This is a genomic window from Faecalibacterium duncaniae (assembly GCF_010509575.1).
GTDB lineage: Bacteria > Bacillota > Clostridia > Oscillospirales > Ruminococcaceae > Faecalibacterium > Faecalibacterium duncaniae.
The window spans coordinates 349,730-371,876 of record NZ_CP048437.1 but is presented as its reverse complement, the minus strand read 5'-3'; the positions used below and the strand labels follow the sequence as shown (position 1 = coordinate 371,876).

18 protein-coding genes are annotated in these 22,147 nt (G+C 60.7%); 9 read left to right on the top strand and 9 right to left on the bottom strand.

Annotated elements, in window-relative coordinates:
* The first annotated feature begins 198 nt into the window (after positions 1 to 198).
* The 5 genes from GXM22_RS01635 to GXM22_RS01615 all read left to right on the top strand — a co-directional run bounded on the left by GXM22_RS01635 (position 199) and on the right by GXM22_RS01615 (position 5,475).
* Entirely contained in the window at positions 199 to 768 is a 570-nt protein-coding gene (locus GXM22_RS01635; protein ID WP_005930001.1) for a hypothetical protein, read from the top strand.
* The gene (locus GXM22_RS01630) at positions 765 to 1,565 is read left to right on the top strand and encodes a tRNA 2-thiocytidine biosynthesis TtcA family protein (protein WP_005930004.1); all 801 of its coding nucleotides are present in this window, start codon (positions 765 to 767) and stop codon (positions 1,563 to 1,565) included. Before GXM22_RS01635 ends, GXM22_RS01630 begins: the two co-directional genes overlap by 4 nt.
* The gene (alr, locus tag GXM22_RS01625; protein ID WP_005930007.1) at positions 1,546 to 2,751 is read left to right on the top strand and encodes an alanine racemase; all 1,206 of its coding nucleotides are present in this window, start codon (positions 1,546 to 1,548) and stop codon (positions 2,749 to 2,751) included. The genes GXM22_RS01630 and alr overlap by 20 nt, the downstream gene beginning before the upstream one ends.
* 22 nt (positions 2,752 to 2,773) lie before the next feature.
* Positions 2,774 to 4,585, top strand: coding sequence for a translation elongation factor 4 (gene lepA, locus GXM22_RS01620; protein ID WP_005930010.1), 1,812 nt, complete (start codon positions 2,774 to 2,776; stop codon positions 4,583 to 4,585).
* Between the two features lie 86 nt (positions 4,586 to 4,671).
* Positions 4,672 to 5,475: a PD-(D/E)XK nuclease family transposase gene (locus tag GXM22_RS01615; RefSeq protein WP_005930014.1), complete on the top strand. Its 804-nt coding sequence runs from the start codon at positions 4,672 to 4,674 to the stop codon at positions 5,473 to 5,475.
* Between the two features lie 77 nt (positions 5,476 to 5,552).
* On the opposite strand, the gene GXM22_RS01610 is transcribed toward GXM22_RS01615, so the two are convergent.
* The 3 genes from GXM22_RS01610 to glmM are packed head-to-tail and all read right to left on the bottom strand — an operon-like array spanning position 5,553 to position 7,691.
* Positions 5,553 to 5,834 carry a hypothetical protein gene (locus GXM22_RS01610; protein ID WP_005930017.1) on the bottom strand — a complete coding sequence of 94 codons (282 nt, stop codon included), beginning with the start codon at positions 5,832 to 5,834 and terminating at the stop codon, positions 5,553 to 5,555.
* 11 nt (positions 5,835 to 5,845) lie between these two features.
* A complete protein-coding gene (locus GXM22_RS01605; RefSeq protein WP_005930020.1) occupies positions 5,846 to 6,280 on the bottom strand; it encodes an InlB B-repeat-containing protein in 435 nt (144 codons plus the stop codon).
* A 25-nt stretch (positions 6,281 to 6,305) separates the two neighbouring features.
* Positions 6,306 to 7,691: a phosphoglucosamine mutase gene (gene glmM / locus GXM22_RS01600; RefSeq protein ID WP_005930023.1), complete on the bottom strand. Its 1,386-nt coding sequence runs from the start codon at positions 7,689 to 7,691 to the stop codon at positions 6,306 to 6,308.
* Positions 7,692 to 8,112: 421 nt separating this feature from the next.
* Between glmM and GXM22_RS01595 the strand changes: the two genes are divergently transcribed.
* The 4 genes from GXM22_RS01595 (at position 8,113) to GXM22_RS01580 (ending at position 13,991) form a co-directional block, all read left to right on the top strand.
* Positions 8,113 to 10,635, top strand: a complete 2,523-nt coding sequence (locus GXM22_RS01595) for a hypothetical protein (RefSeq protein WP_005930030.1) — start codon at positions 8,113 to 8,115, stop codon at positions 10,633 to 10,635.
* A gap of 235 nt (positions 10,636 to 10,870) precedes the next feature.
* Complete coding sequence (locus GXM22_RS01590; RefSeq protein ID WP_005930036.1) at positions 10,871 to 11,947, top strand: sensor histidine kinase; 1,077 nt, start codon at positions 10,871 to 10,873, stop codon at positions 11,945 to 11,947.
* Complete coding sequence (locus tag GXM22_RS01585; protein ID WP_035393378.1) at positions 11,937 to 12,662, top strand: response regulator transcription factor; 726 nt, start codon at positions 11,937 to 11,939, stop codon at positions 12,660 to 12,662. The genes GXM22_RS01590 and GXM22_RS01585 overlap by 11 nt, the downstream gene beginning before the upstream one ends.
* A 9-nt stretch (positions 12,663 to 12,671) precedes the next feature.
* The gene (locus GXM22_RS01580; RefSeq protein ID WP_005930045.1) at positions 12,672 to 13,991 is read left to right on the top strand and encodes an ArsB/NhaD family transporter; all 1,320 of its coding nucleotides are present in this window, start codon (positions 12,672 to 12,674) and stop codon (positions 13,989 to 13,991) included.
* Between the two features lie 123 nt (positions 13,992 to 14,114).
* Here the strand turns inward: GXM22_RS01580 and GXM22_RS01575 are convergent, their stop codons facing one another.
* The 6 genes from GXM22_RS01575 to GXM22_RS01550 are packed head-to-tail and all read right to left on the bottom strand — an operon-like array spanning position 14,115 to position 22,140.
* Positions 14,115 to 15,593 (bottom strand): UDP-N-acetylmuramoyl-L-alanyl-D-glutamate--2,6-diaminopimelate ligase, encoded by a 1,479-nt coding sequence (locus GXM22_RS01575; RefSeq protein WP_005930048.1) that lies wholly within the window; start codon positions 15,591 to 15,593, stop codon positions 14,115 to 14,117.
* 15 nt (positions 15,594 to 15,608) lie between these two features.
* The gene (locus GXM22_RS01570; RefSeq protein WP_099357251.1) at positions 15,609 to 17,258 is read right to left on the bottom strand and encodes a cell division protein FtsQ/DivIB; all 1,650 of its coding nucleotides are present in this window, start codon (positions 17,256 to 17,258) and stop codon (positions 15,609 to 15,611) included.
* A 36-nt stretch (positions 17,259 to 17,294) separates the two neighbouring features.
* Complete coding sequence (murG, locus tag GXM22_RS01565; protein WP_005930056.1) at positions 17,295 to 18,422, bottom strand: undecaprenyldiphospho-muramoylpentapeptide beta-N-acetylglucosaminyltransferase; 1,128 nt, start codon at positions 18,420 to 18,422, stop codon at positions 17,295 to 17,297.
* Between the two features lie 12 nt (positions 18,423 to 18,434).
* Positions 18,435 to 19,709, bottom strand: a complete 1,275-nt coding sequence (locus GXM22_RS01560; protein WP_035393380.1) for an FtsW/RodA/SpoVE family cell cycle protein — start codon at positions 19,707 to 19,709, stop codon at positions 18,435 to 18,437.
* Positions 19,710 to 19,722: 13 nt separating this feature from the next.
* On the bottom strand, positions 19,723 to 20,766 hold the full coding sequence (locus GXM22_RS01555) for a glycosyltransferase family 4 protein (RefSeq protein ID WP_005930060.1): 1,044 nt from the start codon (positions 20,764 to 20,766) through the stop codon (positions 19,723 to 19,725).
* 9 nt (positions 20,767 to 20,775) lie between these two features.
* Positions 20,776 to 22,140 (bottom strand): UDP-N-acetylmuramoyl-tripeptide--D-alanyl-D-alanine ligase, encoded by a 1,365-nt coding sequence (locus tag GXM22_RS01550; RefSeq protein ID WP_005930062.1) that lies wholly within the window; start codon positions 22,138 to 22,140, stop codon positions 20,776 to 20,778.
* Between the last annotated feature and the right edge of the window lie 7 nt (positions 22,141 to 22,147).

Below are 22,147 nucleotides of genomic sequence, written 5' to 3'. Positions count from 1 at the left end.
ATCTTTTTGCGATTTTTTCAGTGGAAATTTTTATACCTCTCAAAATCTCTTGAATCCTCTCGAAATCTCTCATTTTCTAAAATCGCATTTTCAAAAAGTTTTTCAGCCTCTGGGGGGCAAATTTGTCCCGGCGGCGCTACAATTTTGCCGCCGAGTGTGTTATACTATATAAGATATTGTAAAAAGGAGATTTTTCCCATGCCGAAAGACATTCACACGCAGGATTCCTCCCAGCAGCGGGCCTCCAGGCTGCTGCTCGCCATGGGCGTGATCGTGCTTTTGGGTGCGCTGGCCTACTTTGGGCTGACGCTGGCCGTCAACCGCCGCACTCCTGCCAACCCCGACACCCACTTTGATGCGGAGAATGGCATCTCGGTGGATTACGAAAGTGCCGTCTGGCCCGTCTGTCAGATGACCGAGGATGCTGCGCTGGGCCATGCGCTGCAGCTGGCTTCCGGTGAGGACAGTGCCAACGCCAACTACCAGGTGGTGCTGTTCCAGCGGGGGGACAAAGCCACTTACGAAGATTTCATCGGCCAGTCGGAAGCTGACCTGAAAGCAGCCTACGGTATCATCAGCCCCCGCAAGGTCAAGCTGCAGGTGGAGGGTGCCACGGTCACTGCCGTGCGCTGTGATATCCAGGCCTACTACGCCGTGCTGGCCACCATTGAATACGACAGCGGCGATGTGGTCTATGTCTCCGGCCTGACCAAGCTGGCCTCCATCAGCGATATCGTCAATCTGGTGGAAAGCGTGAGCCTGACATGAGCGATCCACACGCCATGCAGCGGCTCTGCGGCCTGATGCGCAAGGCCGTGCAGGATTACGAGATGATCTCCCCCGGTGATAAGATCATGGTGGGCGTTTCGGGCGGCAAGGACAGCGTGGCCCTGACCATCGGGTTGGCCCAGCTGCGCCGGTACCTCGGCTTTGATTATGAGGTCGTGGCCGTCACCCTTGACCCGCAGTTTGACCACCAGGCTGTGGATTACAGCCCGCTGGCGGCGCTGTTCGCCCGGTATGGGGTCCCCTACGAGGTGCGCCGCACCGAGATCGGCCCCATCGTGTTTGAATACCGGCAGGAAAAGAACCCCTGTTCCCTCTGCGCCAGGCTGCGCCGGGGCGCGCTGCACACGGCGGCGCAGGAGCTGGGCTGCAATAAAGTGGCGCTGGGCCACCACCTCGACGACGCTGTTGAGACCTTTTACATGAACCTCTGGCGGGAGGGCCGCATTGGCTGCTTCTCCCCGGTCACCCAGCTGGACCGCCGGGGTCTGACCCTGATTCGCCCCATGCTGCTGGCCACCGAGCACGAGGTGCGCTGTGCGGTAAAGGAGGAGGACTTCCCCATCGTCAAGAGCCGCTGTCCCGCCGACGGTGTGACCGTGCGGGAGCAGACCAAGGATTTTGTCCGGGAGCGCTGCCGCACCGATCACGCCTTCCGGCAGAAAACGCTCCATGCCCTGCAGGAGAGCGGCATCGACGGCTGGCGGCCGGTCCATACAGGCCGCACATCCAATCCATCCCCAAAGGAGGGAATGCATCATGCAGATGCAGAACTTTGAAAAACACGTCTGGGCTGAGATCGACCTCGATGCCCTGCGGGCCAACTTCCGCACCGTAAAGCAGCGGGCAGGCAGCCTGCCCCTGTGTGCCGTGGTCAAGGCCGACAGCTACGGCCACGGTGCCGTCCAGTGCGCCCGGGTCTTTGCGCAGGAGGGCGCTTCCTGGCTGGCTGTCAGCTGCCTGGCCGAGGCCCTGCAGCTGCGCAGGAGCGGCCAGACCCTGCCCATCCTCATTCTGGGCCATGTGCAACCCGCATACGCTGCCGCCCTCATCCGTAACGATATCACCGCGGCCTGCTATTCCCTGCCCCAGGCCCAAGCCCTGAGCGAGGCCGCACAGGCCGCCGGGGGCCGGGTCAAAGTGCATCTGGCTGTGGATACCGGCATGGGCCGCATCGGCTTTGCTCTGCGCACCGATTTTGATGCCGCCATTGCCGAGGCCATCGCCGCCTGCACCCTGCCCGGCCTGGAAATGACCGGCCTGTTCCAGCACTTCTCGGTGGCCGATGACACTGCTGAGGAAAACATTGCCTACACCGCCGAGCAGCACCGGCTCTTTGTGCAGGCCTGCAGCGCCCTGACGGCAGCCGGGCACGAGCCCGGCATCGTCCACTGCGACAACTCGGCCGGTGTGATGCTCCACCCGGACTGGCCCGAGGGCCTGCCCCGGGCACACTGCATGGCCCGCCCCGGCATCATCCTGTACGGCTTTGACCCCAGCGATGAAGTCCGCTTCGGGCTGTTCCGCCCGGTGATGAAGCTCAAGACCGTGGTCAGCATGGTCAAGGTGCTGCAGCCGGGCCAGTCCACCAGCTATGGCCGCCGGTTCACAGCCGAGCGTCCCACGCCGGTGGCCACCCTCTGCACCGGCTACGCCGATGGCTACCCCCGCCAGCTCAGCTGCGGCAAAGGCATCGTGGAGATCCACGGCACGCCCTGCCCGGTGCTGGGCCGGGTCTGCATGGATCAAATGATGGTGGATCTCTCCGCTGTGCCGGGCACGGTGCAGGAGGGGGACGAAGCCATCCTGTGGGGCGGCACTGTCAGCGACAGTGCGGAGGACATTGCCCACAAGACCGATACCATCACCTACGAGGTGCTCTGCGGCGTTTCCCGCCGGGTGCCCCGTGTTTATCTGGAACACGGCACGACCGCTGCCGTGGAGGACTGGATCCTGAACGACTAACACACTCTCCCGGAGGAATTACATGGCAAGAGACAACATCCGAAATTTCTGCATCATTGCACACATCGACCACGGCAAGTCCACCCTGTCGGACCGCATCCTGGAGCTGACCAAGAGCGTGGACGAGCGCACCATGGAGGATCAGATCCTCGATAACATGGACATCGAGCGGGAGCGCGGCATCACCATCAAAGCCCGCGCCGTTACCCTGAACTACACTGCCAAGGACGGCAAGACCTACGAGTTCAACCTCATCGACACCCCGGGCCATGTGGACTTTGCCTACGAGGTCAGCCGCAGTCTGGCCGCCTGTGAGGGTGCCATTCTGGTGGTGGATGCCACCCAGGGTGTGGAGGCCCAGACGCTGGCCAACACCTATATGGCGCTGGAGCATGATCTGGAGTTGGTGCCCATCCTGAACAAGATCGACCTGCCCAGCGCCCACCCGGACGAAGTAGCCCAGGAGGTGGAGGATGTGATCGGCCTGCCCTGCATGGACGCGCCCCGCGTCTCTGCCAAGACCGGCCTGAATGTCGATCAGGTGCTGGAGCGGGTGGTCAGCGATATTCCCGCCCCCACCGGCGACCCGGACGCTCCCCTCAAGGCCCTGATCTTTGACAGCATCTACGACAGCTACAAGGGCGTTATCGTCTACATCCGCGTGTTCGAGGGCACCGTCAAGCCCGGCGACACCATCAAGATGATGGCCACCGGGGCAGAGTTCACGCTGGTAGAGGTGGGCCACATGGGTGCCACCAGCCTGACCCCCTGCAGCCAGCTGCAGGCCGGCGAGGTCGGCTACCTGACCGCCAGCATCAAGACCGTGCAGGACACCCGCGTGGGCGATACCGTCACACTGGCAGACCGCCCCACCTCCGAGGCCCTGCCCGGCTACCGTCAGGTCAAGCCCATGGTGTTCTGCGGCATCTACCCCGCCGACGGTGCCAAGTACCCCGACCTGAAGGACGCGCTGGAAAAACTGCAGTTGAACGACGCTTCCCTGACCTTTGAACTTGAGACCAGTGCCGCTCTGGGCTTTGGCTTCCGCTGCGGCTTCCTGGGCCTGCTCCACATGGAGATCATCACCGAGCGTCTCGAGCGGGAGTTTGACCTGGATATCATCACCACGACCCCCAGCGTCCGCTACCGCCTGACCATGACGGACGGCACTGTGGAGATGATCGACAACCCGTCCAGCTACCCGGACCCCTCCAACATCGTCAAGCAGGAGGAGCCCTTTGTGGATGTCCACCTCTACACCCCCAACGATTACGTGGGTGCCCTGATGGATCTGTGCCAGCAGAAGCGCGGCGTGCTCATCGACATGAAGTATCTGGACGATGTCCGCGTGGATCTGCACTACGCCCTGCCTCTGGGCGAGATCGTCTACGACTTCTTCGATGCCATCAAGAGCCGCAGCCGCGGTTACGCCAGCTACGACTACGAGTTCAAGGAGTACCGCGAGAGCGATCTGGTCAAGCTGGACTTCCTGCTGAACGGCGACCCCGTGGACGCGCTCTCCATGATCGTGTTCCGGGACAACGCCTACGCCAAGGGCCGCCGCATCTGCGAAAAGCTGCGTGATAACATTCCCCGCACCCTGTTTGAGATCCCGGTGCAGGCCGCCATCGGCGGCAAGATCATCGCCCGCGAGACCGTCAAGGCCATGCGCAAGGACGTGCTGGCCAAGTGCTACGGCGGCGATATCTCCCGCAAGAAGAAGCTGCTGGAAAAGCAGAAGGAGGGCAAAAAGAAGATGCGCCAGCTCGGCAGCGTCTCCTTGCCCAGTGAAGCCTTTACCGCCGTGCTGAAGCTCGACAGCACGGATGACTAAGGGGTTTGCTACTTGCATTTTCAACAGGATTATGATAATTTAGAATCAGAAACAGCCGCACACCTTATAAAGAGAGGTATCCTGCCATGAAGGACCAGTATCAGCATTATCTCGAGCTCCTGAAGGGACTGCGGCTGATGGACGATGATTTCTTTTCAGAAGCATTGGATGAAAAAATCGAGCCTGTGGAATATATCCTGCGCACGATTCTTGAGCGCAACGACATCAAGGTTCAGTGCACCGAGGCTCAGGTGGAATACAAAAGCGCAACCAAGCGCTCCATCAAATTGGACATCCGGGCTGTAGATACCGAGGGCCGCGTACTGGACATCGAGGTCCAGCGGGCAGACAAGGGTGCCAGCGTCCGCCGGGCGCGCTTCCACAGCAGTGTCATCGACCGGACGTTACTGGAAAAAGGTGAAGATTTTGACGCATTGGTGGACACCTATGTCATCTTCATCACTGAGCATGACAAATATGGTGCAGGCCTGCCGTTATATCATGTAGAGAGAACCGTCACAGAGCTGCAACACACCGCGTTCGGTGATGGAGCTCATATCATTTATGTGAATGGCGCATTCCGTGATTTGGAGCATCCCGTTGGACGTTTGATGCATGACATGAACTGTACCGACCCGAACAAAATGTTGAACCCGCTTCTTGCCAAAGAGGTACGCTATCTGAAAGAAACCGAAGGAGGGAGATCACAGATGTGCAGAGCATTTGAAGAGGTTGCGCGAGAATCCGCAAGAGATGCCGAGTATCAAAAGGCTGTACGGACAGCAAAGAAGATGCTGGCTTTGGGGCAGCTGAATCTGGAAACGATTGCTGAGTGTACAGAGCTTTCTCTCGACGAAGTAAAAGCACTTGCAGATAAGAAACCTGCCTGACAGCGATACAAACAAACGTCCCCCTGCACCGTTCAAACCACGAACGGCGCAGGGGGACGTTTCATATCCCGATATTTTCAGTTCAGGCCCTTGAACCAGTTCAGGCTGTCCTTGATGCCGTGCATGGAGTCCTGAATGATCCGGCCATAGATGTAGATGCTGTATGCCGCCGCAATGACCTGCACAAAGGCCTTGCCGCACTCGATGCCAAAGGCCAGATAGGGCTTTGCCTTCTGCCAGTAGGGGCGGATCTGATCCTTCAGCGCTCCCACCCAGGCAGGAGCGCCGCCGGAGACCTGCTCCAGCTCCTCAGCGGGAATGACGGTGCACTGCGCCGGAAATTTTAAGTTCTGCTGCATGTCCGCTCCTCTCAAAGTGCCAGGCTTGCCAGCAGCACCAGAACGACGCTTCCGGCCGCCAGCCCCATCGTTGTAAGAAGGGTGTCCGGGTCTACCTCTTTCTCCTCCACCACTTCCGCACTGCCGCCATTGGCCGACCAGTGGGCATAGACGGTGGTATCCGCACCAAACGCCGTATCGTTGGTTTTGACCTGCACATCAATGGGAAAACCGGTAACATCATCCGTACCGGTGGTGTACCAGCCATCGAAGGTATAGCCCTCCATGGTGGCGGTGGGCAGGCTCGTCAGCTGGCCGTCGGCATTGGTGCGCTCCGCAGCAGAGGTACAGATACCGCCGTTGGCATCAAAATAGACGATGACCTTTGCCGCAAAAGCGGTGGGGGTACACAGGCAGACCGCCAGCACACAGGCCAGCCCCGCCAGCATCCGTTTGAACTTCTTCATCCTGCGCTCTCTTTCCGGCTCAGCGTCAGACGCTGTAGCCCTGTGCCTTGATGACATCCACCACCTGAGAAACGTACTTCTGGCAGGTGTCGTGGTCAGGGGCCTCTACCATCACGCGCACCAGAGGCTCCGTACCAGACTCGCGCACCAGAATGCGGCCGGTATCGCCCAGTGCCTCGGCCACCGCCTTGACAGCGACCTGCACAGCGGCATCATCCTGCGCGGCCTTCTTATCGGTCACACGGACATTTTCCAGCACCTGCGGGTAGATCTTCAGCGGGGCGGCCAGCGCGCTCAGAGGCTTCTTCTTGGCCAGCATGACCTCCATCATCTTCAGGCTGGTCAGGATGCCGTCACCGGTGCTGGCATACTTGGAGAAGATGATGTGGCCGCTCTGCTCACCGCCGATGCGGCAGCCGTTCTTGGCCATATACTCGTAGACATACTTGTCGCCCACGGCAGTCTTGGCGTAGCCGATGCCCTGCTCGTCAAAGGCCTTGTACAGGCCAAAGTTGGACATAACCGTGGTAACGACGGTATTGGTCAGCAGTTTGCCGCGCTCCTTCATGTAGCAGCCATAGATGTACAGGATGTGGTCACCGGTGATCACATTGCCCTTTTCGTCCACGCAGAGGCAGCGGTCTGCATCGCCGTCATAGGCAAAGCCCACGTCCAGACCCTTTTCCACCACAAACTTCTGCAGGCCCTCGATATGGGTGGAACCTGCGTTCAGGTTGATGTTCAGGCCGTTGGGCTGGTTGTTGATGACATAGGTGTCTGCGCCCAGCGCATCGAACACGCTCTTGGCAATGTTCCAGCTGGCACCGTTGGCGCAGTCCAGACCCACCTTGATGCCCTTGAAGGAGTAGATGCCCAGGCTGATCAGGTAACCCATGTAGCGGTTGCGGCCCGCCACATAGTCCACGGTGCAGCCGATATGCTCCCGGTGGGCAAAGGGCAGCTCCGGCCAGTCCTGATCGAAAACATGGAGCTTGCCGTCGATGTAGTCCTCCACCAGCAGCAGGGTCTCCTCGGGCATCTTTTCGCCGTAGCAGTCGATGAGCTTGATGCCGTTGTCGTAGAACGGGTTATGGCTGGCGGAGATCATAATTCCGCAGTCAAAATCATCCACGCGGGCAATATAGGCCACGCTGGGGGTGGTGGTGACGTGGAGCAGGTAGGCATCTGCGCCGGAAGCGGTCAGGCCTGCCACCAGGCTGTACTCGAACATATAGCTGGAGCGGCGGGTATCCTTGCCAATGACGATGCGGGCAGGCTCGTTGTTGCCGCTGCGCTCCCGCAGTGCATTATAATACCAGCCCAGAAAACGGCCTACCTTGTAGGCGTGATCGGCGGTCAGATTCACACCGGCCTCGCCACGGAAGCCGTCGGTGCCAAAATATTTTCCCATAATCCTCTTCTCCTTCTATTGCAACGTTACGTTTTCTCTTATCCCTGAGAGCGCTCTCTCCTTGCTCTTACTTTTTATAATAGCATAAAACCGGAAAAGAATCCATGGGTTTGGGCATTCCGGGATGCTCTGCGCACACTTTTCTGTGCCGGTGCAGTGCCTTTTCCTCTCCCGTGCCGCCGCCCTGTTCTGTTCCGTATATCTGGTACCGGTTCCGGTAACGCTCCCGGTTTTTGCGAGAACGGTCTCGTTTTCTGAAAATTTTTCTTGTTATTTTTGACAAAATTGTTCGCCACTCTGCACAAAATCACAATTTTTCTCTTGACCTCCCCCCCACCCCCCGAACTATATTGAAGCTGCGATTTTTTTATGACATTTTCTGTCATGGATCGACACCGTGTAATTTTTGGGAGGACTGTTTATGAGAGCGAAGAATCTTGCATTGCGGGTGCTTTCTACAGCAGCGATGTTGTCCATTGTGACATCCATTGCGGCCCCCGCATTCGCGGCCACCTACTACATCAATGAGGGCAGTGTGGATGTTAAGGTCAGCGATGCCGGTGTAGTCACCGTCGAACAAGGCGGCGTGACCTACAAAGACGGCCTTGACAGCGTCGTCATCCGGGGCGGAACCCGCGGCGGAAAGGATGACGACCGCACCAAAGCCGATGCTTCCCCCGCCACGCAGGAAGCAGACGGGAGCAACGCCCCCGCAGTGAACGAGACGGAAGCGCCCAAGAGTGAGAATACCGCCGGGGACACTGCACCGAAGCCGGTAACCACACCCACCGAGGAGCGCAAAGAGGACACCCCGCAGCAGGAGCTCACCGAAGAGAAAACCGAAGAGAACGTGACCCCGGAGCCTGTCAAGGCAAAGGCAGAAGCTCCCAAGCCCACACAGGAGCCTTCCGCAGAGCAGGAGGAGGAAAAGCAGGAGAAGGAAGAGCAGCAGGAGGAGGAAGATGAGCCGACCGTTCCCTCTGCCCCCGCAGCACAGGCTGACAACAGCAGCACCAGCACCTCCGCAGAGCCGACCGATAATGTCATCACCATTGTCAACAACTTTGCCAAGAAGGCCGAGCAGGTTTTTTCGTTTGTGCTGGACAATGTGAATATTGACCGCAGTAATGATGGCTATGAAAACCACAAAGCGGCTCTCACGGTAAAGGGCAAAGGCGACACGGAAATTGAACTGGACGGAGACAACATCCTGAAGGGTGGTGAAAAGCACGCCGGTCTTGAGAAAAACGACAGTGACGGAACGGGTACACTTACCATTAAAGACGACAACAAAGCTGCGGACGGCAGCAAGGGCAGTCTCCTTGCAAAGGGTGGAGAATACGGTGCCGGTATTGGTGGTGGAGAATGCCAGGACACCTCTCATATCACAGTCACTGGCGGCAAAATCACAGCGGTCAGCGGGAGGCGTGCTGCCGGCATTGGCGGCGGTGGCAGTTCTGATGGTACAGACATTACCATCAAAGGAGATGCCACTGTAATTGCAAGCGGCGACGCCGGTGCTGGCATCGGCGTCGGTGGTGACGGAGGCAACTACACAAAGGGTTATGGTAAAGTTACCATTACCGACCACGCAAATGTTATAGCCTGGTCCGAATATGGTGCAGGCATTGGCGGCGGACGAAACGCCGGTGGTGATATCACAATTTCAGGGGATGCCACCGTTGCAGCAGAGGCCCACAATGATAGCGTCGCAATTGGCAGCGGCGGACGGCTTTACCCCAGCGACAATCCTGATAACTATAAAAACCTCAACACGAACATTACCATCTGTGACAAGGCAAATGTTACCGCAGTTGGTTCCGGTTCCCATCCTGCAATCGGTTCTCTGGGTTACGTTATTCTCCCTGATGGTGTCAGCTATCCTTTTACCACCACCATCAATATCCTGGGCGGCACCCTGAATGTCATCAATCGAGGGGACGACCATTACACTTCTGATGTTCCTGCTATTGGCAATCAAAGTGCCGGTGGTCGAAACACAAACGCGGATCTTGTTCTTAACATCAACGCAAGCACTGGCAATACTGTCATCAACGCTTATACCACCGGCAGCAATGCGGCAACCATCGGAAAAGGATATACTCTTAAAAAAGATGACGAACAGATCCAGTACAATGCAGACGGAAGCTCCAAATTTGGCGAAGACGGTTCTGTCGTTCTGAACCTGTTCCGAAATTCTACCACGAAAAAGAAAGGCGAAAAAATCGAAACAATCTATAATAACTGGTATGATCTGCATAAAATCATCGGCGGCGAACGGTACGACACCCTGCACAATGCCAAGTGGCTGAAAGACAACGGCTACACCAGTGAGCTTGCCACCGACACCAACCATGCATGGAAGGTGGACGACACGAAGGAGCGGGTAGAGCCCACGCTGGAGCATGAGGGCCACGTTTACTATAAGTGCAGTGTGCCCGGCTGCAAGGCCGTGCACGATGAGGTGCTGCCCAAACTGGAATCGAAACCTACTCCGGAACCTACTCCGGACCCCACCCCTGTGCAGCCGGAACCCACCCCGGAACCTACTCCGGACCCCACCCCTGTGCAGCCCGACACGCCCGCTGACACCCAGAGCACCCCCAAGGACGATGTGAGCACCCCCAAGCTCTACGTCATCGACCTTGCCAGCACGCAGGTGCTGTTTGATGAGACCCGTCAGAACGACACCGTGACCTACACCACAAAGCAGGACGGTGCCAGCCTGACCGGCTCCTTTGAGGCACTGGAGGCCATGGCTGAGGATGGCGTAAAGACCATCGTGTTCCAGACCATCGGCACCAACACCCCCGGCGCGGTGAGCCGTGTCTCGGTCGATGCCCTGCTGCAGCACGGCGGCGAGACCCTGCTGCTGACCCACAACGGCACTGAAGTCCACCTGACCATCGACGGCCAGAACGCTGACAGCCTGCTGCTGCAGTAAGCGCCAACCCCCTTCTGCCGAGTTCCGCATCTTGGCAGAAGTTCTGAATATCCCAAAACCACAAAAGGCCTCGGAAGCGCATTCCGGGGCCTTTTGTGGTTTCTCCTTCATTTTTTACGCACCATCCGGCGTTTTTCGCCCCGGAACAACCGCTCTTTTTTCAGCCTTTACTGCATCTTTAGGAAAAGTATGGTATACTTTTCATCTGGAGTAGAATAGATATGGAGGGATCCCCATGAAGCAGAAGACCCGCTGGCACGACGCGCTGGTCCTGGCCGCTGTGCTGTGCGCCGCCTTTCTCATCGTGACCGGCACACAGCAGATCACCGGCCGGATCGACGGCGTTGCATCGATGGTGTTTGTTCTGGCAGTTTTTTTGATCTCGGTCTATACGGATGGTTATGTGTGGGGCGTAGTGGCTTCCCTGATCGGCGTGCTGGCCGTGAATTTTGCGTTCCGCTCCCCTTACTTTGCCTTCAACTTCACTCTGCCGGAAAACCTGTTCTCGGGCATGGCGATGCTGGTGGTGTCCATTATGACCAGCACCCTGACCACCCGCATCAAAAAGCAGGAACAGCTGCGGATGGAGAGCGAGACCGAAAAGATGCGGGCCACCCTGCTGCGGGCCGTCTCCCACGATCTGCGCACGCCCCTTACTTCCATTTACGGGGCCTGTTCCACGGTCATTGAAAATTATGACAGCCTGGAAAAAGAGCAAAAATTAAAACTTCTTGGCGAAGCCTGTTCCGATGCCCAGTGGCTGAACCGGATGGTGGAGAACCTGCTGTCTGTCACCCGCTTTGACGGCGGGCAGGTAGCCGTGCAAAAGACCCCCACCGTGCTGGACGAGCTGATCGATACCGTGCTGGTACGGTTCCAGAAGCGCTACCCCAAGGTGCCCGTTACCACCTACCTGCCCGACAGCTTCATCGTGATCCCCATGGACTCGATGCTGATCTCGCAGGTGCTGACGAACCTTTTGGAGAATGCCGCCGTCCACGCCGAGGGGATGACCCAGCTGACCCTGCGGGTGTTCACGCTGGGCAGCCGGGCGGTGTTTGAGGTATCGGACAACGGCTGCGGCATTCCGAAGGAACGCCTGCGCACCCTGTTCACCGGTGTGCTGCCCGCCGATGCCGCGGCCGACAGCGGCAAGCACGGCATGGGCATCGGCCTTTCGGTCTGTGCCGCCATCGTCAAGGCGCACGGCGGCGAGATCCAGGCCGAGAGCAAGGTGGGCGAGGGCACCAGCATCCGCTTCTGGCTGGAGACCGAATCGATTGAGACGGAGGAAAATGAAGATGAGCAATAACAAATTCAAGGTTCTGGTCGTGGAAGATGAGGCCAACATCTGCAGCTTTATTGAGACGCTGCTGGAGACCAACGGCTATCAGGCCCTTGTTGCCAACACCTGCGCCATGGGTCAGACCCTGTTCACCTCCCACAATCCGGACCTTATCATCCTGGATCTGGGCCTGCCTGACCGGGACGGTCTGGAGCTCATCCGTTTTGTGCGGCAGAAGTTCCTGACCCCCATCGTCGTGCTCTCGGCCCGCACCACCGAGCAGGACAAGATCGAAGCGCTGGATCTGGGAGCCAACGATTACATCACCAAACCCTTTGGCACCGGCGAGCTGCTGGCCCGGGTGCGCGCCGCCCTGCGCACCAACCGCTTCGGCGTGCTGGGCGGGATGCCCGGCGGCTTGTTCCGGGCACAGGGGCTTGAGATCAACTATGAGCGCCGCAAGGTCTTTGTGGACGGTGCCGAGATCAAGCTGACCCAGACCGAATATAACATCGTGGCCTTCCTCTCGGAACATGCAGGCCGGGTGATGACCTATGCCGCCATCGTGCGGGCCATCTGGGGCGATACCGACTGCGGCAGCACCAAAAAGCTGCAGGTCAACATGGCAAACATCCGCAAAAAGCTGGGCAGCGTGCCTGGCCGCAACACCTATATTCTGAACGAACTGGGCGTGGGATACCGGATGATCGACGAGGACACCGATGCCAGGCCCGAAAGCTGAGGACTGCGTATGCTTCCTGCACTGATCATTTTTCTGCTGACCTATCTTCTGATGCTGGCCCTGCCGCAGTACCGGCCTTTTGCCGCGCTGGGCGGGGCCGCTCTGTTTCTGGCTCTGGGCGCGGCGGGCCTGTGGGACTTTACCCTGATGGATGCCGCCCGGGCTGTGGACTTCAATGTCCTGCTGATGATGGCGGGCACCATGGGCACGGTCTCCCTCTTTATTGAGAGCAGGATGCCTGCCCGGCTGGCCGAGCTGCTCATCGTGCGGGTGCCCAATGTGAAATGGGCCGTGTGTATGCTGGCCCTCTTTGCCGGGGTCATCAGCGCCTTTGTGGACAATGTTGCCACAGTGCTCATGGTGGCCCCGGTGGGCCTTGCCATTGCCCGCAAGCTCAAGATCTCCCCCGTGCCCGTCCTCATCTCCATTGCGGTCTCCTCCAACCTGCAGGGAGCCGCCACCCTTGTGGGCGACACCACCAGCATCCTGCTGGGCGGCTTTGCGGGGATGAACTTCTTCAATTTCTTCTGGATGGAGGGCAGGCCCGGCATCTTCTTCGGGGTGGAGCTGGGGGCGCTGGCCTCTCTGGGCGTGCTGCTGTTCACCTTCCGGCACGAGACCCAGCCCATCTCGGCCACGGTGGAGACCGAGGTCACCGACACGGTTCCCTCCGCCCTGATGCTGCTGACGGTGGGCCTGCTCATCGCGGCCTCCTTCCTGCCCCAGCCTGCGGGCGGTCTGCCGCTGGCGCTCTATGGCCTGCGCAGCGGTCTGATCTGTGCAGGGGTCTGCCTGTTCGGCATCCTGCGCGCCTGCCTGCGCCGCCGCTCGTTCGCGCCGTTCCGGCTGGCGGCCCGGGAGCTGGACTGTGACACCCTGCTCCTGTTGTTCGGGCTGTTCATCCTGATCGAGGGCATCCGCAAGGCCGGGGTCATCGATGCCGCCGCCCAGCTGTTCTACACCCTCTCCGGTGATGATCCCTTCCGGCTCTATACCCTGCTGGTATTCGTCTCGGTGGGCCTTTCTGCCTTCATCGACAACATCCCCTATGTGGCCACCATGCTGCCGGTGGTGCAGGGCATTGCCGGGCTGATGAACGGCGGTGCAGGCTTCCCGCCCGAGCTGTTTTATTTCGGCCTGCTCACGGGCGCAACTCTGGGCGGCAACCTGACCCCCATTGGCGCTTCGGCCAACATTGCAGCCATCGGCATCCTGCGCAAGCAGGGTGAGCAGGTGCGCACCCGTGATTTCCTGCGCATCGGCATCCCGTTCACGCTGGCAGCCGTCCTGACGGGCTATGTGTATCTCTGGCTGGTGTGGGGCGCGTAAGCGCTGCCATGGCCGTGCGAGTGCCGGCCGCCTGCAAATTCGATCCTGCTGAGCCGAAGGCCTGCGTGCCAAAGCAGCAGCAAAAAACGCGCCGTGTCCAACGACACAGCGCGTTTTTGTTGTTTATTCCAACCCGATCTGCTGGGCGTATTCTTCCAGCAGCTCCCGTTCCAGGAAGGGGGTTTTCACGCCCTCACGGTCGCGGTAGGTCTCGTGGCCCTTGCCGATGACGGCGATCAGGTCGCCCTCCTGGGCGTGATCCACAGCGTAGTGGAGCGCGTCCAGACGGTCTGGGATCTCCACAAACTTGGCATCGGGGTTGCCCTTGTTCATGCCCACCCGGATATCGGCGAGGATGTCCTCGATCTTCTCAAAGCGGTTGTTGTCCTCGGTCAGGATGGAGAAATCCGCCATTTTTGCACAGGTCTCGCCCATGCCGTAGCGGCGCAGCTTGGAGCGGTTGCCGCCGCAGCCGAACACCACCACCAGCCGGTGGGGGTGATAGGCCCGCAGGGTGGTGAGCAGGCTCTCGGTGGAGACCTCGTTGTGGGCGTAATCCAGCAGGATGGTGAACTTTTTGCTGATGGGCACCAGCTCCACGCGGCCCTTGACCACGCACTTGCCCAGACCCTCATGGATGGCGGCATCGGGCAGGCCCAGCACCTTGCCCACGGCCAGGGCAGCCAGCGCGTTGTAGACGCTGAACTCGCCGGGCATGTTCACCCTGACATCCATATTGTCTCTGCCGGAAACGTGGAACGCCACGCCCAGAAAATCGTGGGTGCGCAGCAGCTCACAGCCCTCGGCGCGGTAGTCGGCCTTTTCACTGCGGCCATAGGTCACCAGCTTGCAGGTGTGGCCTTCCAGCAGGGCTTCGGTGTTCTCGTCATCGATGTTCACCACGCCCACATCACACCGCCGGAAGAGCTGCCCCTTCCAGCTGCGGTACTCCTCAAAGGTCTTGTGCTCACCGGGGCCGATGTGGTCGGGGGAAAGGTTGGTGAACACGCCGATATCATAGTGCACCCCCGCCACACGGTCCATCATCAGGCCCTGGCTGGACACCTCCATCAGGGCCACGTCGCAGCCTGCATCCAGAAACTGGCGGAAGGTCTTTTGCAGCTCGTAGCTCTCAGGGGTGGTGTTGGCGGTCTCCTGATGACAGCCCATGAAATAGATGCCGTTGGTGCCGATCATGCCGACCTTTTTCCCGGCAGCTTCCAGCACGCTCTTGATCATGTGGGTGGTGGTGGTCTTGCCCTTGGTACCGGTCACGCCGATCATGGTCATCTGGCGGGAGGGGTTGCCAAAGAGGTTGCCGCTCATCAGCGCCATGGCATAGCGGCTGCTCTCCACCTTGACCACGGTCACACCGGGCATGGCAGAAAGGTCAATGTCATGCTGGATGACCAGCACGCTCACGCCCTTGGCGGCGCAGTCCGCGGCAAACTCGTGGCTGTCACGCTGAGTGCCCACGATGCAGACAAAGGCAAGGCCCGGGGCTGCCTTCCGGCTGTCGTAGATGATGTCCTGCACTTCGGTATCCAGGCTGCCCTGCACCAGCGTAAAGGGCACGCCTTCCAGTAATTGTTCCAGCTTCATAACATTACACGCTCCTCATTGGGTCGTTTGGGGTTGGTTTGCATCGCCCGCCGCCGGGGTCGTTCCTTCGGCGGGGGTCGGCTGTGCCGTCGGTCCGGCTTCGGGTCCTGCCGGGGCTGCGGCGGTATCCGTTGGTGTTTCGGCAGCGGCATCTGCGGCGGCTTCACCCTCTGCCGGGGCGGTGCCGTCTGTGGCCGTGCCTTCTGCCGTCTCACCGGTCACACCTTCTTCGGTGGGTGTTTCCTCCACCGGTTCAGGCAAGATGTAGCCGGAGGGCAGCTCCGGCTCGCCCTGTGCAAAGGTGAACTTGCGGGTGCTGGACATGCTGATATGGGTGAAGTCCAGCTTTCCGGTGTCGGTCGCGGCACAGCCCTTGCCGTCCTCATTCAGCAGGACGTGCTTTGCCAGCTTGAGCTTATATTCCAGCTCGTTCAGGGTGCCCAGCCAGACACTGATGCGGTCCTGATAGAGGAAGGCCATCTCGTCCACATCCGCAAACTCGATGCGGGTCACGTCGGCGCTCATGCCTGCGGCATCCAGCGCGGCCAGCAGGGTGTTCAGGCTTTCCAGCCGCTGGTCCGCCTCCTCCTCAACAGTGCCGGAGGCGCTGCTGTCGGCGGCGCTGTCCGGGATGCTGTCCGGGGTGCTGTCGGCCTTGGGCTCTGCCGCAAAGGTCAGCTGTTCGCCGGGCTCGGCAGAGACCGGTTCGCCGCCGTACAGAGTGGGCAGACCGGCAGGCTGGGCAGAATCCTTTTCCAGGATCTTCAGGCCGCCCGAGAGGGTCAGCCAGCCGGATGAGGTCTGCATGGCCCAGGCAGGCTGGGCTTCTGTTACCCGCACCACCACGGTGCCGGGGTAATCCCGCTCCACCCGGATATCCTCCAGCATGGGGAATACTTTTTCCAGCGCGGCGGCCTTGCTGCCGGGGTCAAAACTGAAGATATTCTCTTCCAGATGGACATCCAGCGCCTGCAGGATCTGGTCGCTGGTATAGCCGCCGGCCTCCTGCACCACACCGTCCGCTGTCTGCACCTGAATGGAGCTGATCTTGAACAGCATCGTCACGGTGAGGTAGACTCCCGCGCCGATGACGCAGAGCAGCATGACAAGGGCCGTGAGCCGCCGCATGAGCCTGCGCCGCCGGATGGCGGCCCGGGTCAGCTTCCGCTTTTTCCTGCCCTCCCGCCGGACGGGGTCACGCCGGGCGTTCTGCCCCTGCACCGGCCGCATCCGCTGGCCGCTGCGATTCTGAGCGTTCTGCGGGCGGCGCTGGGCGTTCCGGTTCTGGCCGCTGGCCGGGCGGCGGTTCCGCTGATTGCCCCCGGAGGTGCGCCGCTGGCCGCTCTGCCCGCTGCGGGGGCGCTGTGCGCCGCTCTGGCTGCTCCGCCCGCCGGTGGGAAAGGTGATGCTGTTATCCGGGTAGGAGCCGTAGTTCACCGTGCGCTCCGTGTACCGGCTGGGGCGGGGCGCATCGGGGTCATAATTGGGGTTCGTGATGGGGTGGCCGCCGGAGGAATATCCTGCGTACCCGCTGTACCCCAGGTCACTGCCTGCACCCGCGCTGCTGCGGCGCTGGGTGCTCTGCCCGCCGCGCCGATCATCCCGGGCCTGATCGTAGGCCCGGCGGCGCTTGCGGTTCCGGCTGTTCCGGTCATTCTGCGGCATCCGGCTGCACCTCCTTTCCTCTGTTTTTTCCTTCCGTTACGGGGTCTTGACCAGCTTGAGCAGGGCATCCGCAATGCGGTCCAGGCTGTCGTCCACCGACAGGCTCCGGGCATTGCGGCCCATCTCAGCCAGCTTGCCGGGCTGGGCCAGCATCCCGGAAACGGTCTGCACCAGCTTTTCGCCGGTCAGGTCTTTTTCCTCAATGACCACAGCAGCACCGGCCTTCTGCAGCTCCATGGCGTTGTAATACTGGTGGTTCTCTGCCACGTTGGGGCTGGGGATAAGCACGGCGGCACGGCCCACAGCCTCCAGCTCGGCCAGTGTCAGGGCACCGGCGCGGCTGATGACAAGGTCCGCTGCGGCCAGCAGCTCGGGCATATTGTTGATGTATTCCTTCACCACAAGGCTCTCGCCGGGGGCAAAGCCCTTTTCCTTTTCCAGATCCTGAAACAGCTGCACGCCGTACTGGCCGGTGGCATGGAGATGGAGGACGGGCTTTTTGTTCTTCTGCTCCCAGGCGCAGAGGTCGGCCACCACCTCGTTCACGCGGCGGGCACCCAGACTGCCGCCAAAGGAGAGGATCACGGTGCGGTCGCCTGCGCCCAGTTCGGCACGGATGGCTTCCCGGTTCTTCGCCTGGGTGAACACCTCAGGCCGGACGGGATTGCCCACCACGATGGTCTTTTCGGGTGCGCCCAGCTTTTCCACGGCGGCGGGCACAGCGGCAAATACGATGTCCACATCCGGGGCCAGCAGCTTGTTGGTCACGCCGGGAAAGGCGTTTTGCTCATGCAGGGCGGTCTTGATGCCCTGTCTGGCGGCGCAGCGCACCACCGGGCCGGACACATAGCCGCCGCAGCCAATGACCAGGTCGGGCTGGATGTCCTTCATCATCTTTTTGGCCTTGGGGCCGGAGAGTGCCAGATTCCACAGGGTAATGAAATTCCGCTTGATATTGTTCAGGCTCAGCTTCCGCTGAAAGCCGGTGATCTCGATGTGATGGAAGGGATAGCCCGCCTGTGTGACCAGACGGTACTCCATACCCTCCTTCCGGCCTGCAAAATGGATCTCGGCGGTGGGGTCGGCCTTTTTGATGGCTCCCGCAATGGCCAGAGCCGGGTTGATATGGCCGGCAGTGCCGCCGGCTGCAATGAGTACACGCATCTTGGTTCCTCCTTACTGTTCTGTCTGCGCTCTGCGCGCGGTATCCAGCACAATGGTCTTTGCCTTGCGCTGGCGCTCCCGCTCGGCGTGGGCTTCCTCCCGTTCCAGACGAGCCCGTTCACCGTTGCGTCCGATATTGACCATAACGCCCATCTCGGCCAGCAGCAGGATCAGACTGGTGCCGCCGGAGGAGAAGAAGGGCAGCGAAATACCGGTGTTGGGCAGGGTGTTGGTGACAACGGCGATGTTGCAGAACACCTGCCAGGCGATCTGCGCCATGATGCCGATGCCCACCAGCGTGCAGAACCGGTTTTCGGCATGGAAGGCGATCCAGAAGCCCTGCACCAGAAAGAGGACGAACAGCACGATGACGATCACCGCGCCGACGAAGCCCAGTTCCTCGCACACGACACTGAAGATAAAGTCGTTGGTGCTCTCCGGCAGCCAGAGCTGCTTTTCGATGCTGTTGCCCAGCCCCAGCCCCGTGGCACCGCCTGAGCCGATGGCGTACAGGCTCTGCTTGGTCTGGCTGGTCATCCGGTCAAGATCCTGCGTCCAGCCGTCCAGACGGCTCTGCAGGTAGTCGATGGAGTCCACATGCTTCAGCAAAGTCTCCAGCAGGAACAGCGCGGCACCGGCGCAGCCCCAGGTAATGATGCCGCCGCTGCCGCCCAGCAGCAGGATGGTGCCCACGATGGCCGTGGTCAGCAGGATGCCCGACATGTGGGGCTCCAGCACCAGCAGGATCAGGACAGGCACCAGCCACAGGATGGGCCGGATGAGCTCCACCACGATGCTGTGGTAGACCCACTTGCGCAGGGGCACCTCGCCGAATTTGACCTGCGGGGTCCTGGCGGCGATGTCTGCCGTGAGCAGGATCATCTCAAACTTTGCCACCTCGGAGGCCTGTAAGGTCAGGCCGCCGAAGCTGATCCACCGGCGGCAGCCGTTGATGGGGCTGCTGAACAGCACCAGCACCAGCAGGATCAGGCAGACAACATAGCCCAGCTTGACCATTCTGCGCAGGAAACGGTGGTCAAAATAGGAGAACAGGAACATCATGCCCAGGCCCAGCACCGTGCAGAGCAGCTGGGATTTGATGTAATGGAAGCTGTCCCCAAAGCGGAGATAGCCCGTGGTATAGCTTGCACTGAACAGCATGACCAGCCCGAACACCATGATGATGGCCAGGGTCGCCATCCAGTTGAGCAGGATGGGCGGCCAGGGGCCGGGGTCCCGCTGAAAGACGGAAAAAGGCTCTGCTTTTTTTCTGCGGAGTGTTGCCAAACTGCACCCCTCCTTAACTGATTTTTGCCAGCTGAACGGTCAGCGCCACGCCCAGCATGGCAATGACACAAAAGGTATAAAAGATCTGTTCCGCGCTCTGGCCCCGCAGCTCCAGCCAGCGGTGGAGCGGTGCCGAGCGGAACAGCTGCCTGCGGCCCCGGCTGGCCTTGCAGACCAGAATCTGCAGGGCCACCATGCCGCCCTCCAGCCAGAAGGGCAGGGCCAGCGGCAGGGTGAGGTCAGGCCAGCCGATGCACAGGGGCACGCACCCCAGCATCCCGGCCAGAAACAGGCTGCCCACGCTGCCCAGCCGCAGCTTTGCGGGCGGGAAGTTCCAGAGCAGGAAGGCCATCAGGGAACCGGCCAGTGCGGCGGGCAGAACGCCCAGCGGGAACCAGCCCAGCAGGGTCATCACCCCCATCAGGCCCAGCATGGCCGCAAAGGACGTGCCGCAGACGATGCCGTCCATGCCATCGGCAACGCGGGCGCACTCGGCCAGTGCGACCAGCAGCCCTTCCCACAGCAGCGGGGCGGCAATGCCCAGATCGACATAGCCCACACCCGGCAGGGTGATCCCGGCTGCAAGGCAGCCTTTGGCTCCCAGCAGCACCAGCACCACGGCACCGGCAGCGGCTTCCAGCCCAAGGCGGGTGTGCCGCCGCAGGCCCAGCACAGAACGGCTGCGGATGCGGGCCAGATCCTCCAGCAGACCCACGCCGCCAAAGAGCAAAGCTCCCAGCAGCGCTGTGAGCAGCCGGACCGAGAACAGGCTCTCGGCCCCCAGCAGCTCAGGCTGGGCCACACAGGCGGCTGTCCAGCCCACGCCCACAGCGGCCAACACCCCCACCATCAGGCAGAGCCCGCCCATGGTGGGTGCCTGCGGCGGGCGCTCCGGTTCGGCATCCGGCGCTTCCTGCTTGGGTGATGGTGCCTGCCGGGCCTTGGGCTCATCCCAGCGTCCCTGGAACGCCCGCAGCAGCGGCACCATCAGATTCCCGAGCGCCGCCGTGAGGAAGAACCCCAGCGTTGAGGCGGCGATCAAGGCGAAACGAATCATAGCTCGATGTTACTCCTTGTAAAAGATCTCCAGCACTTTTTCCAGTGCCATGCCGCGGCTGGCCTTGACCAGCAGGGCATCGCCGGGCTGCATTTTGTCCAGCAGGGTCTCGGCGGCCTGAGCGTAGGTGTCGGCATGGAGGGTGGGCAGCCCCTTGGCGGCAGCCACCACAGCAATGCGCTTGGCCTGCTCGCCATAGGTGACGAGGTAGTCCACCTTGTTCTCCACAGCCTGACGGCCCACCTCCTCGTGGGCGGCGCGGCTGATATCGCCCAGCTCCAGCATATCGCCCAGCAGGGCAAAGCGGCGCTTGCAGGGATACTCCCTGAACATGGCCAGCGCGGCCTTCATGCTGTCGGGGTTGGCGTTGTAACAATCCTCAATGACATCCACGCCTCTGGCGTGCACCACCTTCTGGCGCATTCCGGTCTGCTCAAAGTCCGCCAGACCGGCAATGACCCGGCGGGCATTCAGCCCCAGACGGGTGGCGGCGCAGTAGGCAGCCAGCGCGTTGGCCACATTGTGACGGCCCATGGCGGGGATCTTTACGAGAAAAGTCCCCTCCTCGTGATCCTCCAGCACAAAGCTCATGCCCTTTTCATCCTGCTGGATGGACAGGGCACAGACATCGGCGTTCTCATCGCCCAGGCTGAACCAGACCGGACGGACATGGTCGGGCAGGACGGCCTTGCGCAGGAAGGGGTCGTCCCCGTTCAGCACCAGCGGAGCACCCTCCGGCAGACCGGCGCAGATCTCCAGCTTTGCCTTGCAGATGTTCTCCTGACTGCCCAGGTTGCCGATGTGGGACATCCCGATGCAGGTGATGATGCCCACATCCGGGCGGGCGCACTTGCTCAGGCGCTCGATCTCCCCGGCGTGGCTCATTCCCATCTCCACCACAGCGTACTGGGTCTCTTTGCCGATGCGGAACATGGTGCGGGGCAGGCCCAGCTCATTGTTCTGGTTGCCCTCGGTCTTGATGGTACTGCCAAAGCCTGCAATGGCGGCGTAGGTCATCTGCTTGGTGGTGGTCTTGCCCACGCTGCCGGTCACGCCCACCACTTTTGGGTGGAACTGGCTGCGATAATTGGCACCCAGCACCATCATGGCGTGGTAGCTGTCCGGGCAGATCACGCTCTTCTCCTCCGGCACGCCTTCCACGGGGTGGTTCAGCACCACGCAGAGCGCGCCGTTTTCCAGCGCCTTGGCGGCAAAATCATGGCCGTCGAATTTTTCGCCCGGGAACGCCACAAAGATGCACCCGGGGCAGACCTCACGGCTGTCGGTGGTCACCAGCGTGACCGGGGTCTCGCACTGGGCCAGCGCGTTGACCGCCAGGCCCTCCAACAGGATATTTGCTGCAATTGCTTCCATACTCTCA

What these genes read in the sequence shown, in the direction of transcription:
- GXM22_RS01570 (WP_099357251.1), bottom strand. Translation starts at nt 17,258, where the DNA reads ATGCCGCAGAATGACCGGAACAGCCGGAACCGCAAGCGCCGCCGGGCC.
- GXM22_RS01590 (WP_005930036.1), top strand. Translation starts at nt 10,871, where the DNA reads ATGAAGCAGAAGACCCGCTGGCACGACGCGCTGGTCCTGGCCGCTGTG.
- GXM22_RS01605 (WP_005930020.1), bottom strand. Translation starts at nt 6,280, where the DNA reads ATGAAGAAGTTCAAACGGATGCTGGCGGGGCTGGCCTGTGTGCTGGCG.
- murG (WP_005930056.1), bottom strand. Translation starts at nt 18,422, where the DNA reads ATGCGTGTACTCATTGCAGCCGGCGGCACTGCCGGCCATATCAACCCG.
- GXM22_RS01585 (WP_035393378.1), top strand. Translation starts at nt 11,937, where the DNA reads ATGAGCAATAACAAATTCAAGGTTCTGGTCGTGGAAGATGAGGCCAAC.
- lepA (WP_005930010.1), top strand. Translation starts at nt 2,774, where the DNA reads ATGGCAAGAGACAACATCCGAAATTTCTGCATCATTGCACACATCGAC.
- GXM22_RS01580 (WP_005930045.1), top strand. Translation starts at nt 12,672, where the DNA reads ATGCTTCCTGCACTGATCATTTTTCTGCTGACCTATCTTCTGATGCTG.
- GXM22_RS01595 (WP_005930030.1), top strand. Translation starts at nt 8,113, where the DNA reads ATGAGAGCGAAGAATCTTGCATTGCGGGTGCTTTCTACAGCAGCGATG.
- alr (WP_005930007.1), top strand. Translation starts at nt 1,546, where the DNA reads ATGCAGATGCAGAACTTTGAAAAACACGTCTGGGCTGAGATCGACCTC.
- GXM22_RS01615 (WP_005930014.1), top strand. Translation starts at nt 4,672, where the DNA reads ATGAAGGACCAGTATCAGCATTATCTCGAGCTCCTGAAGGGACTGCGG.
- GXM22_RS01575 (WP_005930048.1), bottom strand. Translation starts at nt 15,593, where the DNA reads ATGAAGCTGGAACAATTACTGGAAGGCGTGCCCTTTACGCTGGTGCAG.
- GXM22_RS01630 (WP_005930004.1), top strand. Translation starts at nt 765, where the DNA reads ATGAGCGATCCACACGCCATGCAGCGGCTCTGCGGCCTGATGCGCAAG.
- GXM22_RS01610 (WP_005930017.1), bottom strand. Translation starts at nt 5,834, where the DNA reads ATGCAGCAGAACTTAAAATTTCCGGCGCAGTGCACCGTCATTCCCGCT.
- GXM22_RS01555 (WP_005930060.1), bottom strand. Translation starts at nt 20,766, where the DNA reads ATGATTCGTTTCGCCTTGATCGCCGCCTCAACGCTGGGGTTCTTCCTC.
- glmM (WP_005930023.1), bottom strand. Translation starts at nt 7,691, where the DNA reads ATGGGAAAATATTTTGGCACCGACGGCTTCCGTGGCGAGGCCGGTGTG.
- GXM22_RS01635 (WP_005930001.1), top strand. Translation starts at nt 199, where the DNA reads ATGCCGAAAGACATTCACACGCAGGATTCCTCCCAGCAGCGGGCCTCC.
- GXM22_RS01550 (WP_005930062.1), bottom strand. Translation starts at nt 22,140, where the DNA reads ATGGAAGCAATTGCAGCAAATATCCTGTTGGAGGGCCTGGCGGTCAAC.